At 69.6% G+C, this 17,930-nt stretch carries 9 protein-coding genes; all 9 read right to left on the reverse strand.

Annotated features, from left to right (window positions below; genetic code table 11):
• Positions 1-47: 47 nt before the first annotated feature.
• From ACZ5BO_RS20515 to ACZ5BO_RS20555, 9 genes are read right to left on the reverse strand one after another with little or no spacing between them, the layout of a single operon-like run.
• Positions 48-1,481: an isochorismate synthase gene (locus ACZ5BO_RS20515; RefSeq protein ID WP_464696317.1), complete on the reverse strand. Its 1,434-nt coding sequence runs from the start codon at positions 1,479-1,481 to the stop codon at positions 48-50.
• Entirely contained in the window at positions 1,474-1,797 is a 324-nt protein-coding gene (locus ACZ5BO_RS20520; RefSeq protein WP_025129887.1) for an isochorismate lyase, read from the reverse strand. The genes ACZ5BO_RS20515 and ACZ5BO_RS20520 overlap by 8 nt, the downstream gene beginning before the upstream one ends.
• Before the next feature lie 24 nt (positions 1,798-1,821).
• Positions 1,822-2,601 (reverse strand): thioesterase II family protein, encoded by a 780-nt coding sequence (locus tag ACZ5BO_RS20525; RefSeq protein ID WP_025129886.1) that lies wholly within the window; start codon positions 2,599-2,601, stop codon positions 1,822-1,824.
• Positions 2,598-3,713 carry a saccharopine dehydrogenase NADP-binding domain-containing protein gene (locus ACZ5BO_RS20530; protein ID WP_464696318.1) on the reverse strand — a complete coding sequence of 372 codons (1,116 nt, stop codon included), beginning with the start codon at positions 3,711-3,713 and terminating at the stop codon, positions 2,598-2,600. Before ACZ5BO_RS20530 ends, ACZ5BO_RS20525 begins: the two co-directional genes overlap by 4 nt.
• Positions 3,710-9,133: an amino acid adenylation domain-containing protein gene (locus ACZ5BO_RS20535; protein ID WP_464696320.1), complete on the reverse strand. Its 5,424-nt coding sequence runs from the start codon at positions 9,131-9,133 to the stop codon at positions 3,710-3,712. Before ACZ5BO_RS20535 ends, ACZ5BO_RS20530 begins: the two co-directional genes overlap by 4 nt.
• Positions 9,130-12,600, reverse strand: a complete 3,471-nt coding sequence (locus tag ACZ5BO_RS20540) for a non-ribosomal peptide synthetase (RefSeq protein ID WP_464696321.1) — start codon at positions 12,598-12,600, stop codon at positions 9,130-9,132. The genes ACZ5BO_RS20535 and ACZ5BO_RS20540 overlap by 4 nt, the downstream gene beginning before the upstream one ends.
• Positions 12,593-14,386, reverse strand: a complete 1,794-nt coding sequence (locus tag ACZ5BO_RS20545) for an ABC transporter ATP-binding protein (RefSeq protein WP_464696322.1) — start codon at positions 14,384-14,386, stop codon at positions 12,593-12,595. Before ACZ5BO_RS20545 ends, ACZ5BO_RS20540 begins: the two co-directional genes overlap by 8 nt.
• On the reverse strand, positions 14,383-16,137 hold the full coding sequence (locus ACZ5BO_RS20550) for an ABC transporter ATP-binding protein (protein ID WP_464696323.1): 1,755 nt from the start codon (positions 16,135-16,137) through the stop codon (positions 14,383-14,385). Before ACZ5BO_RS20550 ends, ACZ5BO_RS20545 begins: the two co-directional genes overlap by 4 nt.
• Positions 16,121-17,788, reverse strand: a complete 1,668-nt coding sequence (locus ACZ5BO_RS20555) for a (2,3-dihydroxybenzoyl)adenylate synthase (RefSeq protein WP_464696324.1) — start codon at positions 17,786-17,788, stop codon at positions 16,121-16,123. The genes ACZ5BO_RS20550 and ACZ5BO_RS20555 overlap by 17 nt, the downstream gene beginning before the upstream one ends.
• Positions 17,789-17,930 lie beyond the last annotated feature (142 nt).

The raw sequence follows: 17,930 nt of genomic DNA on the forward strand, positions 1-17,930 counted from the left end.
GAAGGGGCCTCGGTGCCTTCAACATCGCCGCGAGCCTGCGGCAGCGGCTACAAGGCGCCCTGTCCGCCGCTCGCGGCCACGCTCGGCGCGGCTGCTGGCGGGCGCAAAGCTTCGCCAATGGTGCGTAACTTCAGGCAGGTTTCCTGGTATTCGCTCTGCGGGTCCGACTCGCCGACGATGCCGCAGCCGGCAAACAGGTGCGCCTGGTTGCCACGAATCAGCGCCGAGCGCAGGGCCACGGCGAACTCGCCGTCGCCCTCGGCATTCAGCCAGCCCACCGGGGCGGCGTACCAACCGCGATCCAGTTGCTCGTGCTCACGGATGTAGTCCAGGGCCTTGGCTCGTGGCAGGCCGCCCACCGCCGGGGTCGGGTGCAGGGCATCGACCACTTGCAGCAGGTCGACCTGGGGCCGCAGGCGCCCGAGCACCGGGGTCAGCAGGTGCTGGACGTGGGCCAGGCGGTGCAACTGCGGCTGCGGGGGAATCTCCAGCATGGCGCAGTACGGCTGCAGGGCCTCGCGCAGGGTCTGCACCACCAGGGCGTGTTCGTGGCGGTCCTTGGCGCTGTCCATCAAGGCCTGGCCCAGTTCCACGTCCTGCTGTTCATGCAGGCCGCGAGCACAGGTGCCGGCCAGGGCCACGGTGTTGAGAGTGCCCCGGGCCACCCGGACCAAGCGCTCCGGCGTGGCACCGAGGAAGCAGCTGTCGCCGCGGCTGAAGGCGAACAGGAACGCCTGGGGATAGGCCACCTGGAGATTCTCCAGCAAGGGCCCGCAGGGAATGCTGCGACTCGCCCGCAGGCAGACTTCCCGGGCCAGCACCACTTTGCTCAACTCGCCACCCTGGATCCGTGCAATCGCTTGGGCAACACAGTCCTGCCAGCGCCCGGCGGCCTGCGGATCGTCCTCGGCCCTGGCCTCGGCGGGCAGCTGCGCCGCCGGGGCGTGGCTGTAGCGCGCGTGCAACAGCGTCCATTCCGCTTCCAGGGTGCCGGCACTCTGGGCTACATCGGCGCCAGGCTCGACCCACAGGCTGAACAGCCAATGCTGCTGCTCGCCTTCGCGCAGCAACAGGATCCGTGGCAGCACCAGGGAAGTGGCGGCAAACGACTGCCACTGGGCACTGCCGGGGCCCTGGGGGTCGAAAGCAAAACCGCCACACAGGTACGCCCGCTTCGGCCCCACCTGGTGGGCCTGTTCCAACAACTGGCGCCAGGCCTGGGTGCTGGCGGCGAAACGCTCGGCGGCCGGCGGGCTGATTTCTTCGGTGCAGCCGAACCCGGCCAGGGCCAGGGCGCCCTGGTCACTGGACCAGAACAGGCTCTGGCCTAGCACCTGGCGGTTGGCGGCAAACAACCGCAACGGGTCCAGGCGCTCGGCGGCCAGGCTGTACACCACCAGCACCGCCCGGCCCCGGCGCCGGGCCAGGGATTCGCCCTTGCGCAGGGCCCGGGTCAGCCCGGACAGGCAGGATTCACTCATCTTGAGCTCCTTGCTCCAGCCCGTGCTGGCGCCGCCAGTGGCGCACTTGCTGGGCAATGTTCCAGTGGATGATCTGGGCGAACAGCGGCACCACGAACAGCGGGTCCAGCCCCGCCTGTTCGGCCCATTGCTGACGCAGTGGCAGCATGGCGGCGACCCGTTCCGGGGCGGCGATGCTCTGCTCTGTGGGTTTGAACTGCGCCGCGGCCTTGACGTAGGCCAGGCGCCGGCCCAGGGCCTGGATGATCTGCTCATCCATGGCGTCGATACCGCAGCGGATGTCGTGCAGGTCGCTGCATTGCTCGGGTGTTTTCATGTCGATGTCTGCCAAAGTGGAAATTCAGGGAGTCGAAGGCCAGGCCTGCCACGCCGGCTCGCCGTGGCCGGCCAGCAGGCGGGTCAGGTGCCTGAGCAGTTCGGCCTGCTGGTCGCGCAGGTAGAAGTGGCCACCGGGAAAGGACTGGAAATCCGTGACCTGGGCGCTGGTCTCGGCCCAGGCATAGGCTTCGTCCGGGTCGACCTCAGGGTCACGCGCCCCCAGGCACACGCTCAGGGGCAGGTCCAGGGCACGGCTGATATCACCGCGGTAGGACTCGATCAGCCGATAGTCGTTACGCAGCGCCGGCAGGTACAGCTCGCGCAAGGCGGGGTCGTCCAGGGGTGACGGCGCACCGTCGGACAAGCGCCGCACGTCCTCCAGCAGCCCGGCATCCGGCCCCAGGTGCAGCGCACTGTGACGCTGGCGATGGGGCGCCGGGTGCGCCGACACGATCAGCCGCTGGGGCGCCGAGCCCTGCTGCTGCAGGCGCGCGGCCACCTCGAAGGCCAGGGCCGCACCCAGGCTGTGGCCGAACAGCACCAGCGGCCGGTCCACCAGGTCGGACAGGGCCCGGGTGATGGTGCCGGCCATCCACTCCAGGCTGCCGGGCCAGGTTTCGTCGAGGCGTTCTTCACGCCCCGGGTACTGCACGCTGATCAGCTCGATGTCCGCCGGTAACAGGCCGCGCCAGTCATTGAAGAAGCCGGCGCTGCCCCCGGCATGGGGAAAACACACCAGCCGGCAACGGGGCGGTTGCGGTTGCAGGTATCGGCGCAACCAGGCACTGGGAGCCTTTCTCACAACACTCCCTCCTCAACATCGGCCGGGTACGCAGGCGCTGCCAGGGGCAGGCTGATCCGGGTGTCCGGCAACCAGCGACGCAGTTGCGCAAGGCAGGCCGCGGCATCCAGCACCTGGGCGGCGTAATGCAGGCCCTCGGGCAGGTGCGCCCAGTGCAAGGCGCAGTAGGCCGCGACGCTGCCGGTCAGGCGCGAGCCGTCGCTGGCCCGCAGCCAGGCGCTGGCGTGCTGTTCGCGCCCATCGCGCAGGCCTTCGATATCCACCGCCAGCACCTGGTACGGGGTGCGCCCGGCCACATCCAGGGCACTGGCCTGGACTAGCGCGGCAATGTTCTGCGGGCTGTGCCGGGTCTGCGGATCGGAGCCCTGGATACGTTGCAGGGCCGCCGCCAACTGGCCGCCTTCGAACAGGTTGAAGCCCTGCCCGCTGGCGACCTGAAGGCCCGCGAACAGCCGCTGCTGCTCGGTGCTCAGGTAGGGCACCGCCTGCACCGCGGCGCCGGGCAGCCAGTCACGCTGCAGAGGTTGCGCGGCACTGCTGGCCAACCGCTGCGGACGCCCCGCGGACCAGCCGAACTGGGCCTGGCCAAAGCCGTTGTCCAGGCTCAGCAGAAAATCCTCGGCCGCGGTCGCCGACAGCCGTCCCAGGCCGCCGGCGTAGCAATGCATCCGCCGCACTTCCTGGAAGCCGCTCGCCAGCACCTGGGGAAACAGCCCCGACAGCCCCGGCAGCATGCCCGCCGACAGCAGCACCCGGCGCCCGGCCGGGACCTTGCCCTGCAAGCGCTCATGCAGCGGATCGTCGCCCCCCACATCCAGGTAGTCGGCGCCAGCCGCCAGCGCGGCCTGGGCCACCCGGTCGAGAATCCGATAGCTGGGCCCGGCGCAATTGATGACCAACTGGCAACCGTCGCAGAACGCCGCGAGGCTCTGCTCGTCCCACAGGTCCACGGCGCGCACCTGCGCCCGGCCCTGAAGCTGCTGATTGAGCTGCTCGGCCTGCCGGGCATCGCGCCCCCCCAGGCGCAGGCGGCCGCTGTCGGCCAGCAGCAAGGCCACCTGCCGGCCGACACTGCCGTAGGCTCCGAGCAAGCCGATCATCGCGCCCTTCATGCCGCCACCTCGGCGGGGGCATCGAAGGCCCGGGCCACGGCTTCCACCTGGGGACTCTGCATGCAACTGAAGTGGTCCCCCGGCACATCCACCACCCGCAGCTCGCCCAGGCACAGGGCCTGCCAATAGGCACTCATGTCGCGGTGCATGCCCGGCAGCACCTGGACCTCGCCGCTCTGGCGGATGAACAGCATGTCGCCCTGGTAGGGGGTAGCCTCATGCAGCGCCACCGCCGCCAGGCTATGGCGCAATACCTGCAACTGTTCCTGCAGCCAGGCCGGGTCGCTGAGCTGCGAGCCCGCGTGCCGCATGGCCTCGGCCACCGCCTGCAGACGCTGCTCCGGGGTCTTGGCCGCCAGGCGCCGCAGGCTGGCCAGGGCCGGCGCGCACTGCGGGTCGTCGCTCAAGGCCAGCAAGGAACCCTGGGGCACCCGCCCCGGCGTCTGGGCCAATACCCGGGCAATGCAGCGTTCCATGGCCTGCTCGTCCGCGGGGTAACCCAGGGTCAGCGGGTCGGCCTGCATCACCCGGGCGAACACGTACTCGGCCAGCAGGTCGTCCTCGATCATGAACGGCACCCGGTAGCTGCTGATCACGCTCAACTGCAGCACCTCGATGCACCGCGCCGCCAGGCACGCCGCCAGTTCAGTGGCCAGCAGCCCGCCCAGGCAGTAGCCGACGATGCTCACCTGGCGCCGGCCTTCGGCCTGCAGGGTGTCGGCATAACGCTCGGCCAATTGGCGAATCGCGGTGGCCGGTTCCAGGGCCAGGTAGCCCGAGACATCATTGAGCACCAGGCCTTCCAGGGGCGCCTCTTCGCCCAGGGCGGCGAACAGCGCCCGGTACGGCGCCAGGGTGCCACTGCCGTCATGGACGAAGATCCGCGTCGGCCCCTGGGCCTTGTCGCTGATCCGCACCAGCGGCGAATCGGCTTGCACCCCTTGGCCCCGCAGGTAGTCGGCCAGGGCCGCCACGGTCGGCTGGTTGATCAACTGGCGCAGCAGGTCGCTCCAGGGCAAATCACGGGCCTGGGGCAAGGCCTCGCGCAGGCGGCCCACCACTTGCGCCACCAGCAGCGAGTCGCCGCCCAGCTCGAAGAAGCTCTGCTCGCGGCCTACCGTCGGCACCCGCAACAGGCTCTGCCAGACCTGGGCGATGCTGCGCTCCAGATCATCCCGCGGCGCGGCGCCGCTGCTCACCTGCTGCTCGGGCCCGGCACTGCCGATATGCGCCAGGGCCTGGCGATCGACCTTGCCGTTGGCGGTCAGGGGCATTTCGTCGAGGATCTGCCAGTCCGCCGGGATCATGTAGTCCGGCAGGCGCTGCGCCAGGTGTGCGCGCAGGGCATCGGGCGCCAGGGTCTGGCGCTCGCTCTTGAAGCGAGTGATGAACAGGTGCTGGCCGATCTCCGACATCGCATCGTCGGCCTTGGGCAGGCACAGCGGCGTCTCGCCCCCGGCTTCCAGCAGCAACTGCTGCCACTGCTCGCGGCGGATGAAGGTGGTGTCCAGCTCGGCGCGAAAGTCCTCGAAGGTGTTCAGGCCCTCCTTGAACTCCATGGAGGCCATGATCTGGTAGGTGTCGCGGGTGGCCTCGATGAAGATCAACCAGCCTCCCGGGGCGAGCATTTCCCGCAGCCGCGCCAGCACCCGGCTGGCATGCCGGGAGTTGTGCAGCACGTTGGCGCAGAGGATCACGTCCAGGGAGTTGGCGGCCACGCCCTGGGCCCAATGGTCCTGGTTGAGGTCGAACAGGCCGTAGCTGACCCAGGGATAAGCGGCGAAATGCTCCCGGGCTTCATTGAGGAAGAACTGCGACAGGTCGGTGAACTGGTAGTCCACCGCCAGCCCGTCCAGGGCCGGGATCAGGTCGGCACTGGTGCCGCCGACCCCGGCGCCGATTTCCAGCAAGCGCAGGCGCTGGCCGGCCGGGCGCTGGCGGATGATCTCCTGCACCGCGGCGCACACCGCCTGGTTCAGGTACTGGCTGATGAGGTTCTTGCGGTACGCGCCCTCGGCCGTGTCCGTGCGCCCCTGGGGGAACAGCAGGTGCAGCGGATCGAGTTGATCGCTCATCAGCGCCGGCAGTTGCTCCTGGCTTTCGCGCAGGTAACGCAGCACCTCGGCGCCCCAGCCGACGCTGGCTTCCAGGGTGTCGATGCGCTGCCACAACTGCTGGTATTGCTCGCGCTCGACCCGCAGGTCCGAATAGCCGCCGCTGTCCCGATCGTGCTGCACCAGCCCCTCCCGGGCCAGAGCCTGCAGCCAGCGGCGAATCAGCCGCTGGTTGCGCGGGGCAACTGCACACAGCTCCAGGATCTGCTCCAGCCCATGGGCCTGCCTCGGCTGCTCGAACAGCCCCGGACGCTGCAGGGCCAGGCCCATGGACAGCAAGGCGGCACGCTCGACGCAGGCCGACATCTCGCTCACCTGCGCGTCGCTCAAATCCCCGCGTACCGCCTGCGCCGCGGCTTGGGTCAGGCTCTCCAACTGCGCCGGCCAAGGCAGCGGCAGCTCCCGCAGGCTGGCCCGCAGGCAAGCTTGCAGACGCCGGTCGAAGGCGCCCTCGCCTGCCGCCACCACCACCGCGGATTCCACCAGGGGGTGGCTGAGCAGCGCGCTTTCCACTTCCGCCAGTTCAATCCGGTGACCGCGCACCTTGACCTGGAAATCCTCGCGACCGAGGAACTCGATCAGACCGTCCTCCAGGTAGCGACCCAGGTCACCGGTGCGGTACAGGCGCTCGCCACTGCGTGGGTGATCGACGAAACGCTCGGCGGTTTTCTCCTCATCCCCCAGGTACCCCAGGGCCAGGCCATCCCCGGCGATGTACAGCTCGCCGGCCACCCCTTGCGGGCGGTCGCGGCCCTGCTCGTCGAGGACCATGAAGCGCTGGTTGGCCAAGGGCCTGCCGTAGGGAATGCTGCGCCACGTGGGGTTGACCTGCTGGATCGGGTAGTAGATCGACCAGATCGCCGCTTCCGTGGCACCGCCCAAGCTGACCAGGCGCAGGCCCGGCAGGCAGCGCGCGGCTTCGGCCGGCAGGTTCAGGGCAATCCAGTCCCCCGACAGCAGCGCCAGGCGCAACGAGGTCGGGGCCGCCGCGGGCACCGCCTGCAGGTAGTGGGTGAGCATCTGCAACTGCGCCGGCACCGAGTTCCACAGGGTCACCCCGTGTTCGCGGGCGCACTCGGCCCAGTGCGACGGGTCGGCGCGGCGTTGCGGGTCGGGCAGCACCAGGGCACCGCCCACCGCCAGCAGGCCGAAAATGTCGTACACCGACAGGTCGAAGCCCAGGCTCGCCAGGGCCAGCACTCGGTCATCGGCCCCGATGGCAAAACGCTGGTTGATGTCGACGATGGTGTTGAGCGCCGCCTGGTGGCTGATCATCACGCCCTTGGGAATGCCGGTGGAGCCCGAGGTGTAGATCACGTAGGCCAGTTGCTGTGGGTCGATGTCCAGCTCTGGCAGTCGACGCTGGGGCGCAGCTGGCCCCTGGTCGAGGGCAATCACTTGAGTGACCCGCGCCGGCCAGCTCAGGCGGTCGCTGAGCCAGGACTGGCTGAGTACCCGGCCGACCTCGGCGTTGTCGAGGATCAGCTCGCGCCGGACCTCGGGCTGGTTGGTGTCCAGGGGCAGGTAGGCGGCGCCGGCCCGCAGGATGCCGAGCACCGCGATCACCTGTTCCAGGCCTTTGTCCATGCACACCGCAACCCGTTCACCGGGCTGGCAGCCGGCGTCCAGCAGGGCTTCGGCCACGGCTTCGGCACGCCCGGCCAACTCGCCGTAGCTCAGTTGCCCGGCGCCCTGGATCAACGCCACGCGCTCTGGCGTGGCGGCGGCCTGCTGCCAGAACGGCTGGTGCAGCAATCCGCTGGGCAGGGGTTGCGCGGTCTGGTTCACCAGTTCGCGCTGCAAGCGCTGGGCCGCCGGCAACTCCAGGCAGTCGTCCAGGGTCCAGGCCGAGGGCTCGCGGGACAGGCGCTTGAGCAGGCGCTCGAAGGTGTCGAACAGGTCGTCGAGCAACGCCTCGCTGAACACCCCTTCGCGAATGTCCCAGTTGATCGCCAGGCCGTTGTCCCGTTCGCTGACCTGGCAGTCGATCAGTACCTGGGGCGTCTGGCTGATGCCGAACACCAGTTCGGCGCCGGGCATGAAGGCCCCGCCGCCGCTTTCGCCACCGGCCCCCAGGGTGCTGGTGAAGGCATAGGGCATCAGCGCCGCGTCCTGGCCCTTGCGCCGCGCCAGTTCGCGCAGCACTTCGATGCCCGAGCACAGCCGGTGGTCCATGTCCTGCCACAGTTGCTCCTGCAGCTGTTGGCTGCGCTGGCCGAAACTGCCACCTTGCAGGGTCTGCACTTCCAGCAGTTCCACCGAGCTGAAGTCGCCCACCAGGCGGTCCACCTGGGGGTGCAGGGACAGGCGATTGAGCAGGGTCAGGCTCAGGCAGAAATGCCCGCGCCGGCTCCAGCGTCCCAGGGTCTCGGCATAAGCCGAAAGGATCGCCGCCGACACCCCGACCCCGGCCGCCGCCGCGTTCAGGCGCAGGGCGTTGCAATCCCGGGCTTCCAGGCTCATGGCCCGGCGCTGGAAGCGCGGCCCGCTGGGCGCCCCCAGCAGCGGCAGTTCCGGCGCCCCCGGCAGGCTATCGACCCGCTCCCACCAATACTGCCGGTCACGCTGGTAGCGCGGCTGCTCGCGCAGGCGGCGCTCCCCCAGCACGTAATCGCGGAAGCTGATCTGCGCCGGCGCCGGCAGCGCTTCGCCGCGGTACAGCTGCTGCAACTCGGCCAGCAACATGCGCACGCTCTGGTAGTCGCACACCAGCAGGTCCACCGACAGGTGCAGGCGCGACTGCTCGCGTCCCTGGCTGACCCGCAGTTCGATCAACGGCCATTGCTGCGGCGTGGCACGGCGCAGTTCCATGCGCTCGCGCAGGGCCTGCAAGGCGCTGCCGTCATCGTCGCGCAGGTCATGGCAAGGGATCGCATAGTGCGGGACCTGGGGCAGGATGCGCTGGTAGCCCTCCTCCAGCACCACCGCGCGCAGCATTTCGTGGCGCGCGATCAACTGGTTCCAGGCGCGCTCCAGGCGCGCCGGGTCGAGGTCCTGCTGGGCGAACTCGAGGTAGCCGTGGCAGGCCACGCCGCCGTAGCTGAAGGCGGTGGTACGCCCCAGTAGGTAGGCGGCCTGCACATCGGTCAGCGGGAAGGGTTCTTCCAGGGCCGACAGGTCGGCTTCCAGGGTCGGCATCTGCACCACCTGCAGGGCCTGCAGCAATGCGTCCTTGTGTTCGCGCAATCGCGCCAGGCGCGCCTCGTCCATGACCCCGGCCGGGGCCCGATAGCGCAGGCGGCCCTGTTCTTCCCAGAGTTCCACGCCCTGTTGTTGCAGGTCCTGTTGCAGTTGTTGCAGCGTCATAGCACGCCCTCCACCATTGCGTTCTGATTGACGGGCCGCTGCTCCCGGCGCGAGGCAAGCAACTGCCCCTGCAGGGCCACGGTGGCCGCGTTGAAAAAATCCTTGAGTGACAGTTCCAGCTGGAACTGCCGGGCGATGCGTTCGATCAGCCGGGCCGCCAGCAGGCTATTGCCGCCCAGGGCGAAGAAGCCCTGGTGACGCCCTACCCGGGGTACCTCCAGCAGTTCTTCCCAGAGCGCGGCCACGGCCTCTTCCCAGGGGCCTTGCGGGGGTTGTTCGCTGTGGGGCTGGATGCCCCGGCGCTGTTCCTGCAGCAGCCACACCAGCGCCGCGCGGTCGACCTTGCCGTTGGCGCTCAGGGGCAGCTCCGGCAGGGCCAGCCAACTGTCCGGCAGCATGTGTTCGGGCAGTTGCTGGGCCAGCCATTGGCGCAGGCTGCTGGCGTCGGGCAGGGTCTCGTGGCCCACCAGCGCCACTGCCAGCTGGCTTTCAGAGCCCGGCAGGATCAGGCTCACGGCGCGGCTCACCGCTGGGTGGCGCTCCAGGGCCAGGTCGATTTCCGCCAGCTCGATGCGAAAGCCGCGGACCTTGACCTGATGGTCCAGGCGCCCGAGAAACTCCAGGGTGCCATCGGCCCAGTAGCGGCCCTGGTCGCCGGTGCGGTACCAGCGCCCGCCGTCGTACTGGACAAAGCGCTGGGCGCTGAGGACCGGCAGGCCGCGATAGCCGGCGGCCACTCCGGCGCCGCCGATCCACAGTTCACCGGGCACCCAGTCCGGGCAGTCGCGGCCCTGGCTGTCCACCACCCGGAAGCACTGGTTCTCCAGAGGCCGGCCATAGGGCACCGAACGCCAGTGCCCGGGCACCTCCTCGACCTCCTGGAGGTTCGACCAGATGGCCGCCTCGGTGGCCCCACCCAGGGCCACGAATGTCAGCGAGCGGCCACCGGCCTGGCGCAGGCGCCGCGGCAGATCGAGCCCGACCCAGTCGCCGGAAACCATGGCCAGGCGCAATGCCCCGAGCCCGGCGTCATCGCGTACTTGCAGGGTCAGCATGTCCAGCAGCGCCGGCACCGAATTCCACAGGGTCACCCGCTGTTCGCGGATCAGCCGCAGCCATTCCTGGGGCTCCTTGCGGCATTCATCGGCGGGCAGCACCAGAGCGCCGCCGACGCTCAAGAGGCCGAACAGGTCATACACCGAAAGGTCGAAATCCAGGGCCGAGACGGCCAGCACCCGGTCCTCGGCGCCGACCCGATAGCGCCGGTTGATCGCCTCGACGGTGTTCATCGCGGCGCCGTGGCAGAGCTCCACGCCCTTGGGCTCGCCGGTGGTGCCAGAGGTGAAGATCACATAGGCCAGGGCACTCGGCGCCACCGCCAGCGGCTGGCTCAGGGCAGTCGCGGCCCGGGCATGGGCCAGGGTCACCACCTGCAATTCGGCCAGCCACACCCCGCCGTCGCGGCGGGCCGCGTCGGTGATCACCAGCCGGGCGCCGGCTCGTTGATAGATCAGGTCGCGACGCGCAGGCGGCTGTTCCACCCCGACCGGCACATAGACCGCACCGGCGGCGAGAATCCCCAGCACCGCGATCACCTGCTCGCGGCCCTTGGGCAGGGTGATCGCCACGGCGTCACCGGCTTGCACGCCCCAGTCCAGCAGGGCCCCGGCCAGTTGCAGGGCTTCGCGGGCCAGCTCGGCGTAACTCAGGTTGCCCTGGTCGCAGATCAGCGCCAGCCGCTCGGGCTGCTGCCGGGCCTGCTGGAAAAAGCCCTGGTGCAACAGCGCCGCGCTTGAGGCATGGGCGGTGTGGTTGACCGCCTGGCGCACCTGCTGCTGGCTCGCGGGCAAGGGCAGTGGCGCCGGCTGCTGCCAGTCGTTGGCGCACAGCCACAGCAGCAGTTGGCGATAGGCGTCGAACATCGACTCCAGAAGGCCCGCGGGGAACAGTGCATCCACTGCATCCCAGTTCAACAGCAGGCCATCGGCCATTGGATAGCTCTGGTGATCCAGCCACACCTGGGGGGTTTGCGACAGGGCCCAGCCCGGTTCGCCCAACTGCTGGCGGCAGGTCTCGTCGACGAACGCCGGGCCCAGGTTGCAGGCGAACACCACCGGCGCGCCCTGGCCCGTGCCCTGATGCAGGCGCGCCCGCTCGCGCAGCACCTCGACCCCGGGCCAGGCACTGTGGGCGATGTCCTGGTGCAGGCGGGCCTGCAGAGCCAGGGCTTGCTGGCAGAAGTCCGCCGGCTGGCGCAGGTCCACTTCCAGCAGCACCAGGTTGGAAAAATCCGCCAGCAGGTGGGGCACGCAGGGGTGCAGTTCCTGACGATTGAACAACGGCACGTTGAGCAGGAAATGCTGACTGGCGCTCCAGCGCCCAAGCACCTGGGCATAGGCGCAAGCCAGCACGCTGGCCAGGGTCAGGCCGTGGCCCCGGGCGCGGTCTTCCAGGGCCTGCAGCTGGCCCCGGTCAAGGCGCATGGCCAGGCGCCGGAACCGCGGGGTGCCAAGGCTTTGCGGGTCCTCTGCGAGAGGCAGTTGCGGGCCGTCCGGCAAGGCCTCCAGGCGTGGCAGCCAGTAGTCCTTGGCCGCCGCCAGCTGCGGTGCACGCAGCGCCTGCTCAGCCTGCAGGTAATGGGCGAAATCCCAGTCCAGAGCGGGCAACTGCTGTTCCTGGCCGGCGTGGATCAGCGCCAGGTCGCGCAGCAGGATGCCGATGCTGAGGACGTCGGCCACCAGCAGGTCGATGTTCAAGTGCAGACGCGTGCGGCCTTCGGGCAGCAGGCTCAATTGCACGTCGAAGACTTCCCCGCGGGTCACCTCCAGGCAGCGCTGGGACAGCCGCTCGCGGATCACGTCCAGGGCCTCGGCGGTGGCCACGCAGGAGGCCTGGCGCAGGTCATGCACGGTCAGCCCGGGCCACGGGCTCTGGGGCAGGATGCGCTGGCAGGTGTCGCTGATGAAGCAGGCCCGCAGCATCGGGTGGCGCTGGCACAGGCGACGCAGGGCCTGTTCCAGGTGCAGGGGATCCAGATCCTGGCCGTCCAGTTCCTGGTACAGGTGGCAGCCGACACCGCCCAGGGGCATGCCCGGGTCACGGCCGAACCAGTAGGCCTGCTGCAGCGGCGTCAGGCCGAAGTCGGCGCTCGGGGCGGGGCCGGCCACGGCCTGCAGGCGCGGGGCTGAGCTGGCGCGCCGGGCCTCTATCAGCGCCCACCAGGCCTGCAGGGTTGGCTGTCGGATCAGTTCGGCAAAACCCAGGGTCACGCCTTCGGCGGCGAGCAGGGCCGGCAGGCGCATGATGCTCACCGAATCGAGGCCCTGCTCGATCAGCGAGGTCTCGGCTTCCAGGTCCTCGGCGGCATAGCCGAGCAGGCGTGCAATGCCTTCGCAAAGTCCTTGGGGGGAATGACTCAGGCCGGCGTGCGCGGGATGAGCGCGTGCCAGTGCTGGGTGATCAGTCATGGTGGACGGTCCTTTCGGATAGGGAATAGGGAGGTACAGAAGAAGGAGCAACGGCTGAGGGTTGGCGCAAGCGCCAGCGATTGATCGCCTCACGCTCGTGGAACAGCTCGCGGTAGCGACCCGGGGTCGCCATCAGTTGTGCATGGTTGCCGCATTGGGCCAGGCGTCCCTGGTCCAGCAGGAGGATCTGCCCGGCGCTCGGGGCCAGGGTCGGCTTGTGGGTCACCAGCAGCACCGTGTGCTTGCGCGCCAGGGCCAGCAGGCTGCGGTTGACCCGGGCCTCGCTGATGGCATCGAGGGCCGCGGTGGGTTCGTCCAGCAGCACCAGCGTGGCGTCCTTGAGCAGCACTCGGGCCAGGGCCAGGCACTGGCGCTCACCACCGGACAGGCTGACACCGCCCTCGCCCACCCGGGTTTGCCAGCCCTGGGGCAGGCGCTCGGCCAGACGGTCGAGGCCGGTGGCGCGGGCGGCCTCCATCAACTGCGCGTCGCTGGCTTCAGGAAGCCCCAGCCGCAGGTTGTCCAGCAGGCTGGCGGCCAGTGGCGGGCAGTCCTGGAACATCAGGGCAATGGCGGCATCCCGGCATTCGCTAGACAACTGGCGCAGGTCGACACCGCCCAGCAGGATGGAGCCATGGTCGGGATCGCTGAAGCGCGCAAGCAAGCGCAGCAGGCTCGACTTGCCGGAGCCCGAGGGCCCCACCAGCAGGTTCAGCGAGCCCGGTTCCAGGGTGAAGTTGATGCCCTGCAGAACCGCCTGGCCCTGGCGGACCAGGCCCAGGTCGCGGACTTCAAGTCGATGCCCTTCAGGCTCCTGGGGCTGGTTCGGCTCCGCCAGCGCTGGCAGTTGCAGCAACTGGCGCAGGCGGTTGAGGCCGTGGTGGGTCTGGCGCAAGGTGGTGCCCAGGTTGACCAGCGCACCCATGGGTTCCACCAGGCAGGTGGCAAGTACCGCCAGGGCCAGGTACTGCACGGCGCCGAGACTGCCGCCAAGCACCGCGTACAGGCCGCACAGGAGCACGGCGGTGTAGCTGGCCTGGAGCACCACCGCCAGCCCCAGGGCCGCCGGAAAGGTCCGCCAGTGGGCCCGACGCTGAGCCTGGCGCTGTTGCTGCAAGGCCTCGGTGAGCAGGCTGAAACCTTCACCGTTGCGGCCGCTGGCACGCAGCAGTGGCTGCTGACGCAGGAACTCCAGGACCCGCGCCGCCGCCTCGTTGGCCGCAGCCTCGCTCAAGCGCTCGGCCTGGCCGCCCCAGCGCACGCCCCAGTGATACAACAGCCACAGCAACGGCACGCTGGCCAATGCCGCCAGGGCCATGGAGCGATCATAGAAAAACAGTGCCAGCAGCAACGCCAGGGGCGTCAGCAAGGCATTGGCCATGGGCTGCAGCAGGTGCGCCGGGGCGCTCATGATCTGCAGCACGGTGTGGGTCACCAGACGGTTGAGTTCGGCACTGCGCCGCTCGACAAACCACTCCAGTGGCAGGCGCACCAACTGCTGGCCGATGCGCAGGTTGAGTGATTGCGCAGCGGCGGCGCCGGCCCGGTAGCCGGCCAGTTGGGCGTAGCGACGCAGCCCCAGGCACAGCGCCGCCAGGGCGGCAAAGGTCGCGGCCCAACGCCAGGAGGCACTGCCCGAGGCCGCCTCGAATAGCGCGGCAAAGGCCATGGGCAACAGCGCCAGCGCGGCGCCCTGGACCAGGGCGCTCAAGGCCGTGGCCGCCAGGGCTCGGCGCAGCAGGCCGGCTTCCCGCGGCTGCAGGCTGCTCAACAGGGCGCGGATCATGAGTCAGCCCTCGTCAGCCCGGTGGCGCTGAACTGCTCCGCCGCCCATAGCCCGGCATACACCCCCTTCTGTGCCAGCAGGGCCTGGTGCCGGCCGCACTCCACCAGTTGCCCGCCCTGCAACACGGCGATCTGTTCGGCGTCCTGGATACTGCTCAAGCGGTGGGCGATCACCAGCACCGTGCGCCCTGCCGCCAGGCGCGACAGCGCCTGCTGGATCGCCGCTTCAGAATGGGGATCGCTGGCGACCGTGGCTTCATCGAGCACCAGGATCGGCGCCTGACTGAGCATCGCCCGGGCAATGCCCAGGCGCTGCACTTCCCCACCGGACAGCTGCAGCCCGGCGCCCAACAGGCTGTGATAACCCTCGGGCAAGGCGCTGATGCGCTCATGGATCTGCGCCGCCCGGGCCGCCTCCTCGACCTCGGCGAGGCTGGCCTCAGGCCGACCCAGGCGCAGGTTGTCGAGGACGCTGCTGCGCAGCAGGCGCACCTCCTGGAAGACAAAGGCCACCTGGCGATACAGGGTCGCGCTGTCCATGTCCCGCAGGTCGACGCCGCCGATACGGATGGCCCCGCCGCTGACATCGGCAAAGCGCGCCAGCAGGGTGGCCAGGGTCGATTTGCCGGCCCCCGAATCCCCCACCAGGGCGGTCAGGGTGCCGGGTTGCAACTGCAGGTCGATGCCCCGCAGCACCTGGGTGCCATCGGGGTAGCTGAAATCCACGGCATCGAAGGTCACTTGATGGCCTTCGGGCTGCCGGGAGAAGGACGGCTGCGCCAGCAGCTCGGTGTCCAGCACCTGGCGGATCCGCTGCGCCGCCATCCGCCCCTGCACCAGGGAATCGGCGCCGTGCCCCAGGGCCGCCACCGGCGCCGCCAGGGCCGGGCCCAGCAAGGCGAATGGCAGCAGCTGCGCCGGCTGCAGCCCGCCCCAGGCCAGCAACGGCACTCCGGCCACCAGCACCAGGGCCAGCACCAGCAGGGGCGACAGCAGCACCTCGACGCTGGCGCCCAGGCCGGCCCAGCGCTCGACCCACTGCGAGAAGAACCGCCCGAAGCCTTGCACCGCGCCGAAAAAATCGTTCTGCACCCGCTCCACCCGGCCGAAGGACTTGACCATGGCGATGCTCTGGACAAAGTTCAGGGTGGCCGTGGACAGCTCGCCCAGGGCAGCGCCCAGGCGCTGGCGTTCGCCACGGTAGGCCGCCGTGCGCATGACCCGCAAGCGCCACAGGGCCACCAGCGGCGGCACCAGCACCACCAGGGTCATGGGCACATTCACCGTCAGCAGGTAGACCAGGCTGGCCAGGGGCACCACCAGCGCGGCCACCAGGTTGTTGGGCAAGTGGGCCACCAGTTGGTGCAAGGCAGCGACATCGTCGAGCAGTACCCGCTCGGCGGTTTCCCGCTGCTGGCCGAACCAGGCCAGGGGCACCCGCGCCAGGTGCTCGGCAATGCGCTGGCGCAGTTGGCGCTGCAGGTCGCTGTCCGCCAGGTGGGTGATCTGCAACGCCGCCGCCAGCCCCAGCAGGCGCAGGAGCAAGGCCGCGGCGCCGGCCAGCAGCCAGAACCGCGCGCCCCTTGAATCCAGCTCGCCGGCCAGCAGCAGCGGCGCCAGTTCCGCCACGGCAATGAACGGCAGCAAGCCCACCAGGGCCGCCAGGGCCTGGAGCAGCATCGCCGCCAGCAGGCGCCCGCGCACCGGGTGCAAGAGGCTGGAGAGTCCTTGTCGTTCAGCCACGGGCAGCATTCCCCTCCAGCGAGTCGGCCTGGGCCCCGAAGTAGCGGGCCTGGATCGCTTCACGCAGGTGCTTGCGGCTGACCTTGCCGACCCCGGTCTGGGGAAACGCCGGGATGAACTCGAAGCGGTCCGGCAGCTTGAACGCGGCCAGGCCCTGGGTCCGCAAGTGGCGCAACAGTTCCGGGGCGCGGGGCGCGGTGCCGCGGGCAATGACAAAGGCACAGGTACGCTCGCCCAGGAAGGCATCGGGCATCGCCACCAACGCCACGTCGGCCACCGCCGGGTGGCTGAGCAGCAGGTTCTCCACTTCTTCGGCGGCGATCTTTTCACCCCCGCGATTGATCAGGTCCTTGTCCCGCCCCTCGACCATCAGGTAGCCATCGGCGGTGAGCAGTACCCGGTCGCCGGTGCGGTAGAAACCGTCGGCGGTGAAGGCCTGGGCATTGTGCTCGGGGTAACGGTAGTAACCGCGGATGGTGTAGGGACCACGGGTCAGCAATTGCCCCACCTGCCCCGGCGCCACCGGCCGCTCCTGCTCGTCCACCACGAGGATTTCATCGGCCGGCGACAACGGCCGCCCCTGGGTCTGCAGCACCCGCTCGGGCAGGTCCTGCGGGTCGGTGTAGCAGATCAGCCCTTCGGCCATGCCAAACACCTGCTGCAACCGGCAGCCAAGCACCGGCTCGATGCGCCGCGCCGCCTCGAAGCTGAGCTTGGCGCCGCCCACCTGCAGCAGTTGCAACTGGGGCAGGCCGCGGCCACGGGCCTGGGCCGCCTCCATCCAGACCAGGGCCAGGGGCGGCACCAGGGCGGTATGGGTCACCGCCTCGCGCTCGATCAGATCGAAGCACACCTGCGGGTTTGGCGAGCCGCTCAGCACCACCCGGCCGCCCACCGACAAGGTGCCGATGAAACCCGGGCAGCACATGGGAAAGTTGTGGGCCATCGGCAGCACTGCGAGGTACACGCTGCTGTCGGAGAGGCCGCAGCGCTCGACACTGGCCCGCAGGTTGTAGAGGTATTCCTGGTGCCGCCGCGGGATCAGCTTGGGAATCCCGGTGGAGCCTCCGGAGAGCTGGAAGCAGGCCACGGCATCGGCGCTGGGGGCTGGCAACGGCTGCGCGGCGGGCTCAATGTAAAGGTCCTCCAGGGCAGTGAACTCCTCGGCCTCGCCGGCCACTATCACCCACTCCAGGTGCGGCTGGCCGGCCTGGATCTGGCGGGCCAGGGAGCGGAAATCGAAACCGCCTTCCTGATCGGCGCACAGGTAGGCGCGGGCCTGGGCGAACTCGCAGAAGCGGCCGATCTCCAGGTGCCGATGGGCCGGCAAGGCGAAGATCGGCCGCACCCCGAGGCGGTACAGGGCAAAGCAGGCCTCGACGAAAGCCGCGCGGTTGGGCAGTTGCAGCACCACGTTGTCACCGGCCCGCAGCCCCAGGCGGTAGAGGCCGGCCGCCAGCCGATCGACCCGCTGGTCCAGCTGCCGGTAGCTCAGGCGCAGCTCGCCATCGGTCAGCGCTTCGCGCTCGGCAAAGGCCTGGGCGGCGCCGCGCAACAAGTCACCAAAGGTCTCGTCGCGCCAGTAGCCGGCCTGGCGATAGCGCTCGGCGAACGCCTCGGGCCAAGCGGGGCAATCCTGCTGATCATCGAAAGTGGACATGCTGTCTCCTGAATTTCTTTAAGCAAAAAGCGGCCGCGGGCCTGAACCATCAGGCCCCTGGAAAGTGCTGGGAAACGCCGTTAGCGGCGGCGGGTACGAAGGGTCGCCGAGGGTCCGGCGCGGGTGTTGCGGGCGGGTTCAT

It is taken from the genome of Pseudomonas sp. FFPRI_1 (assembly GCF_055384485.1).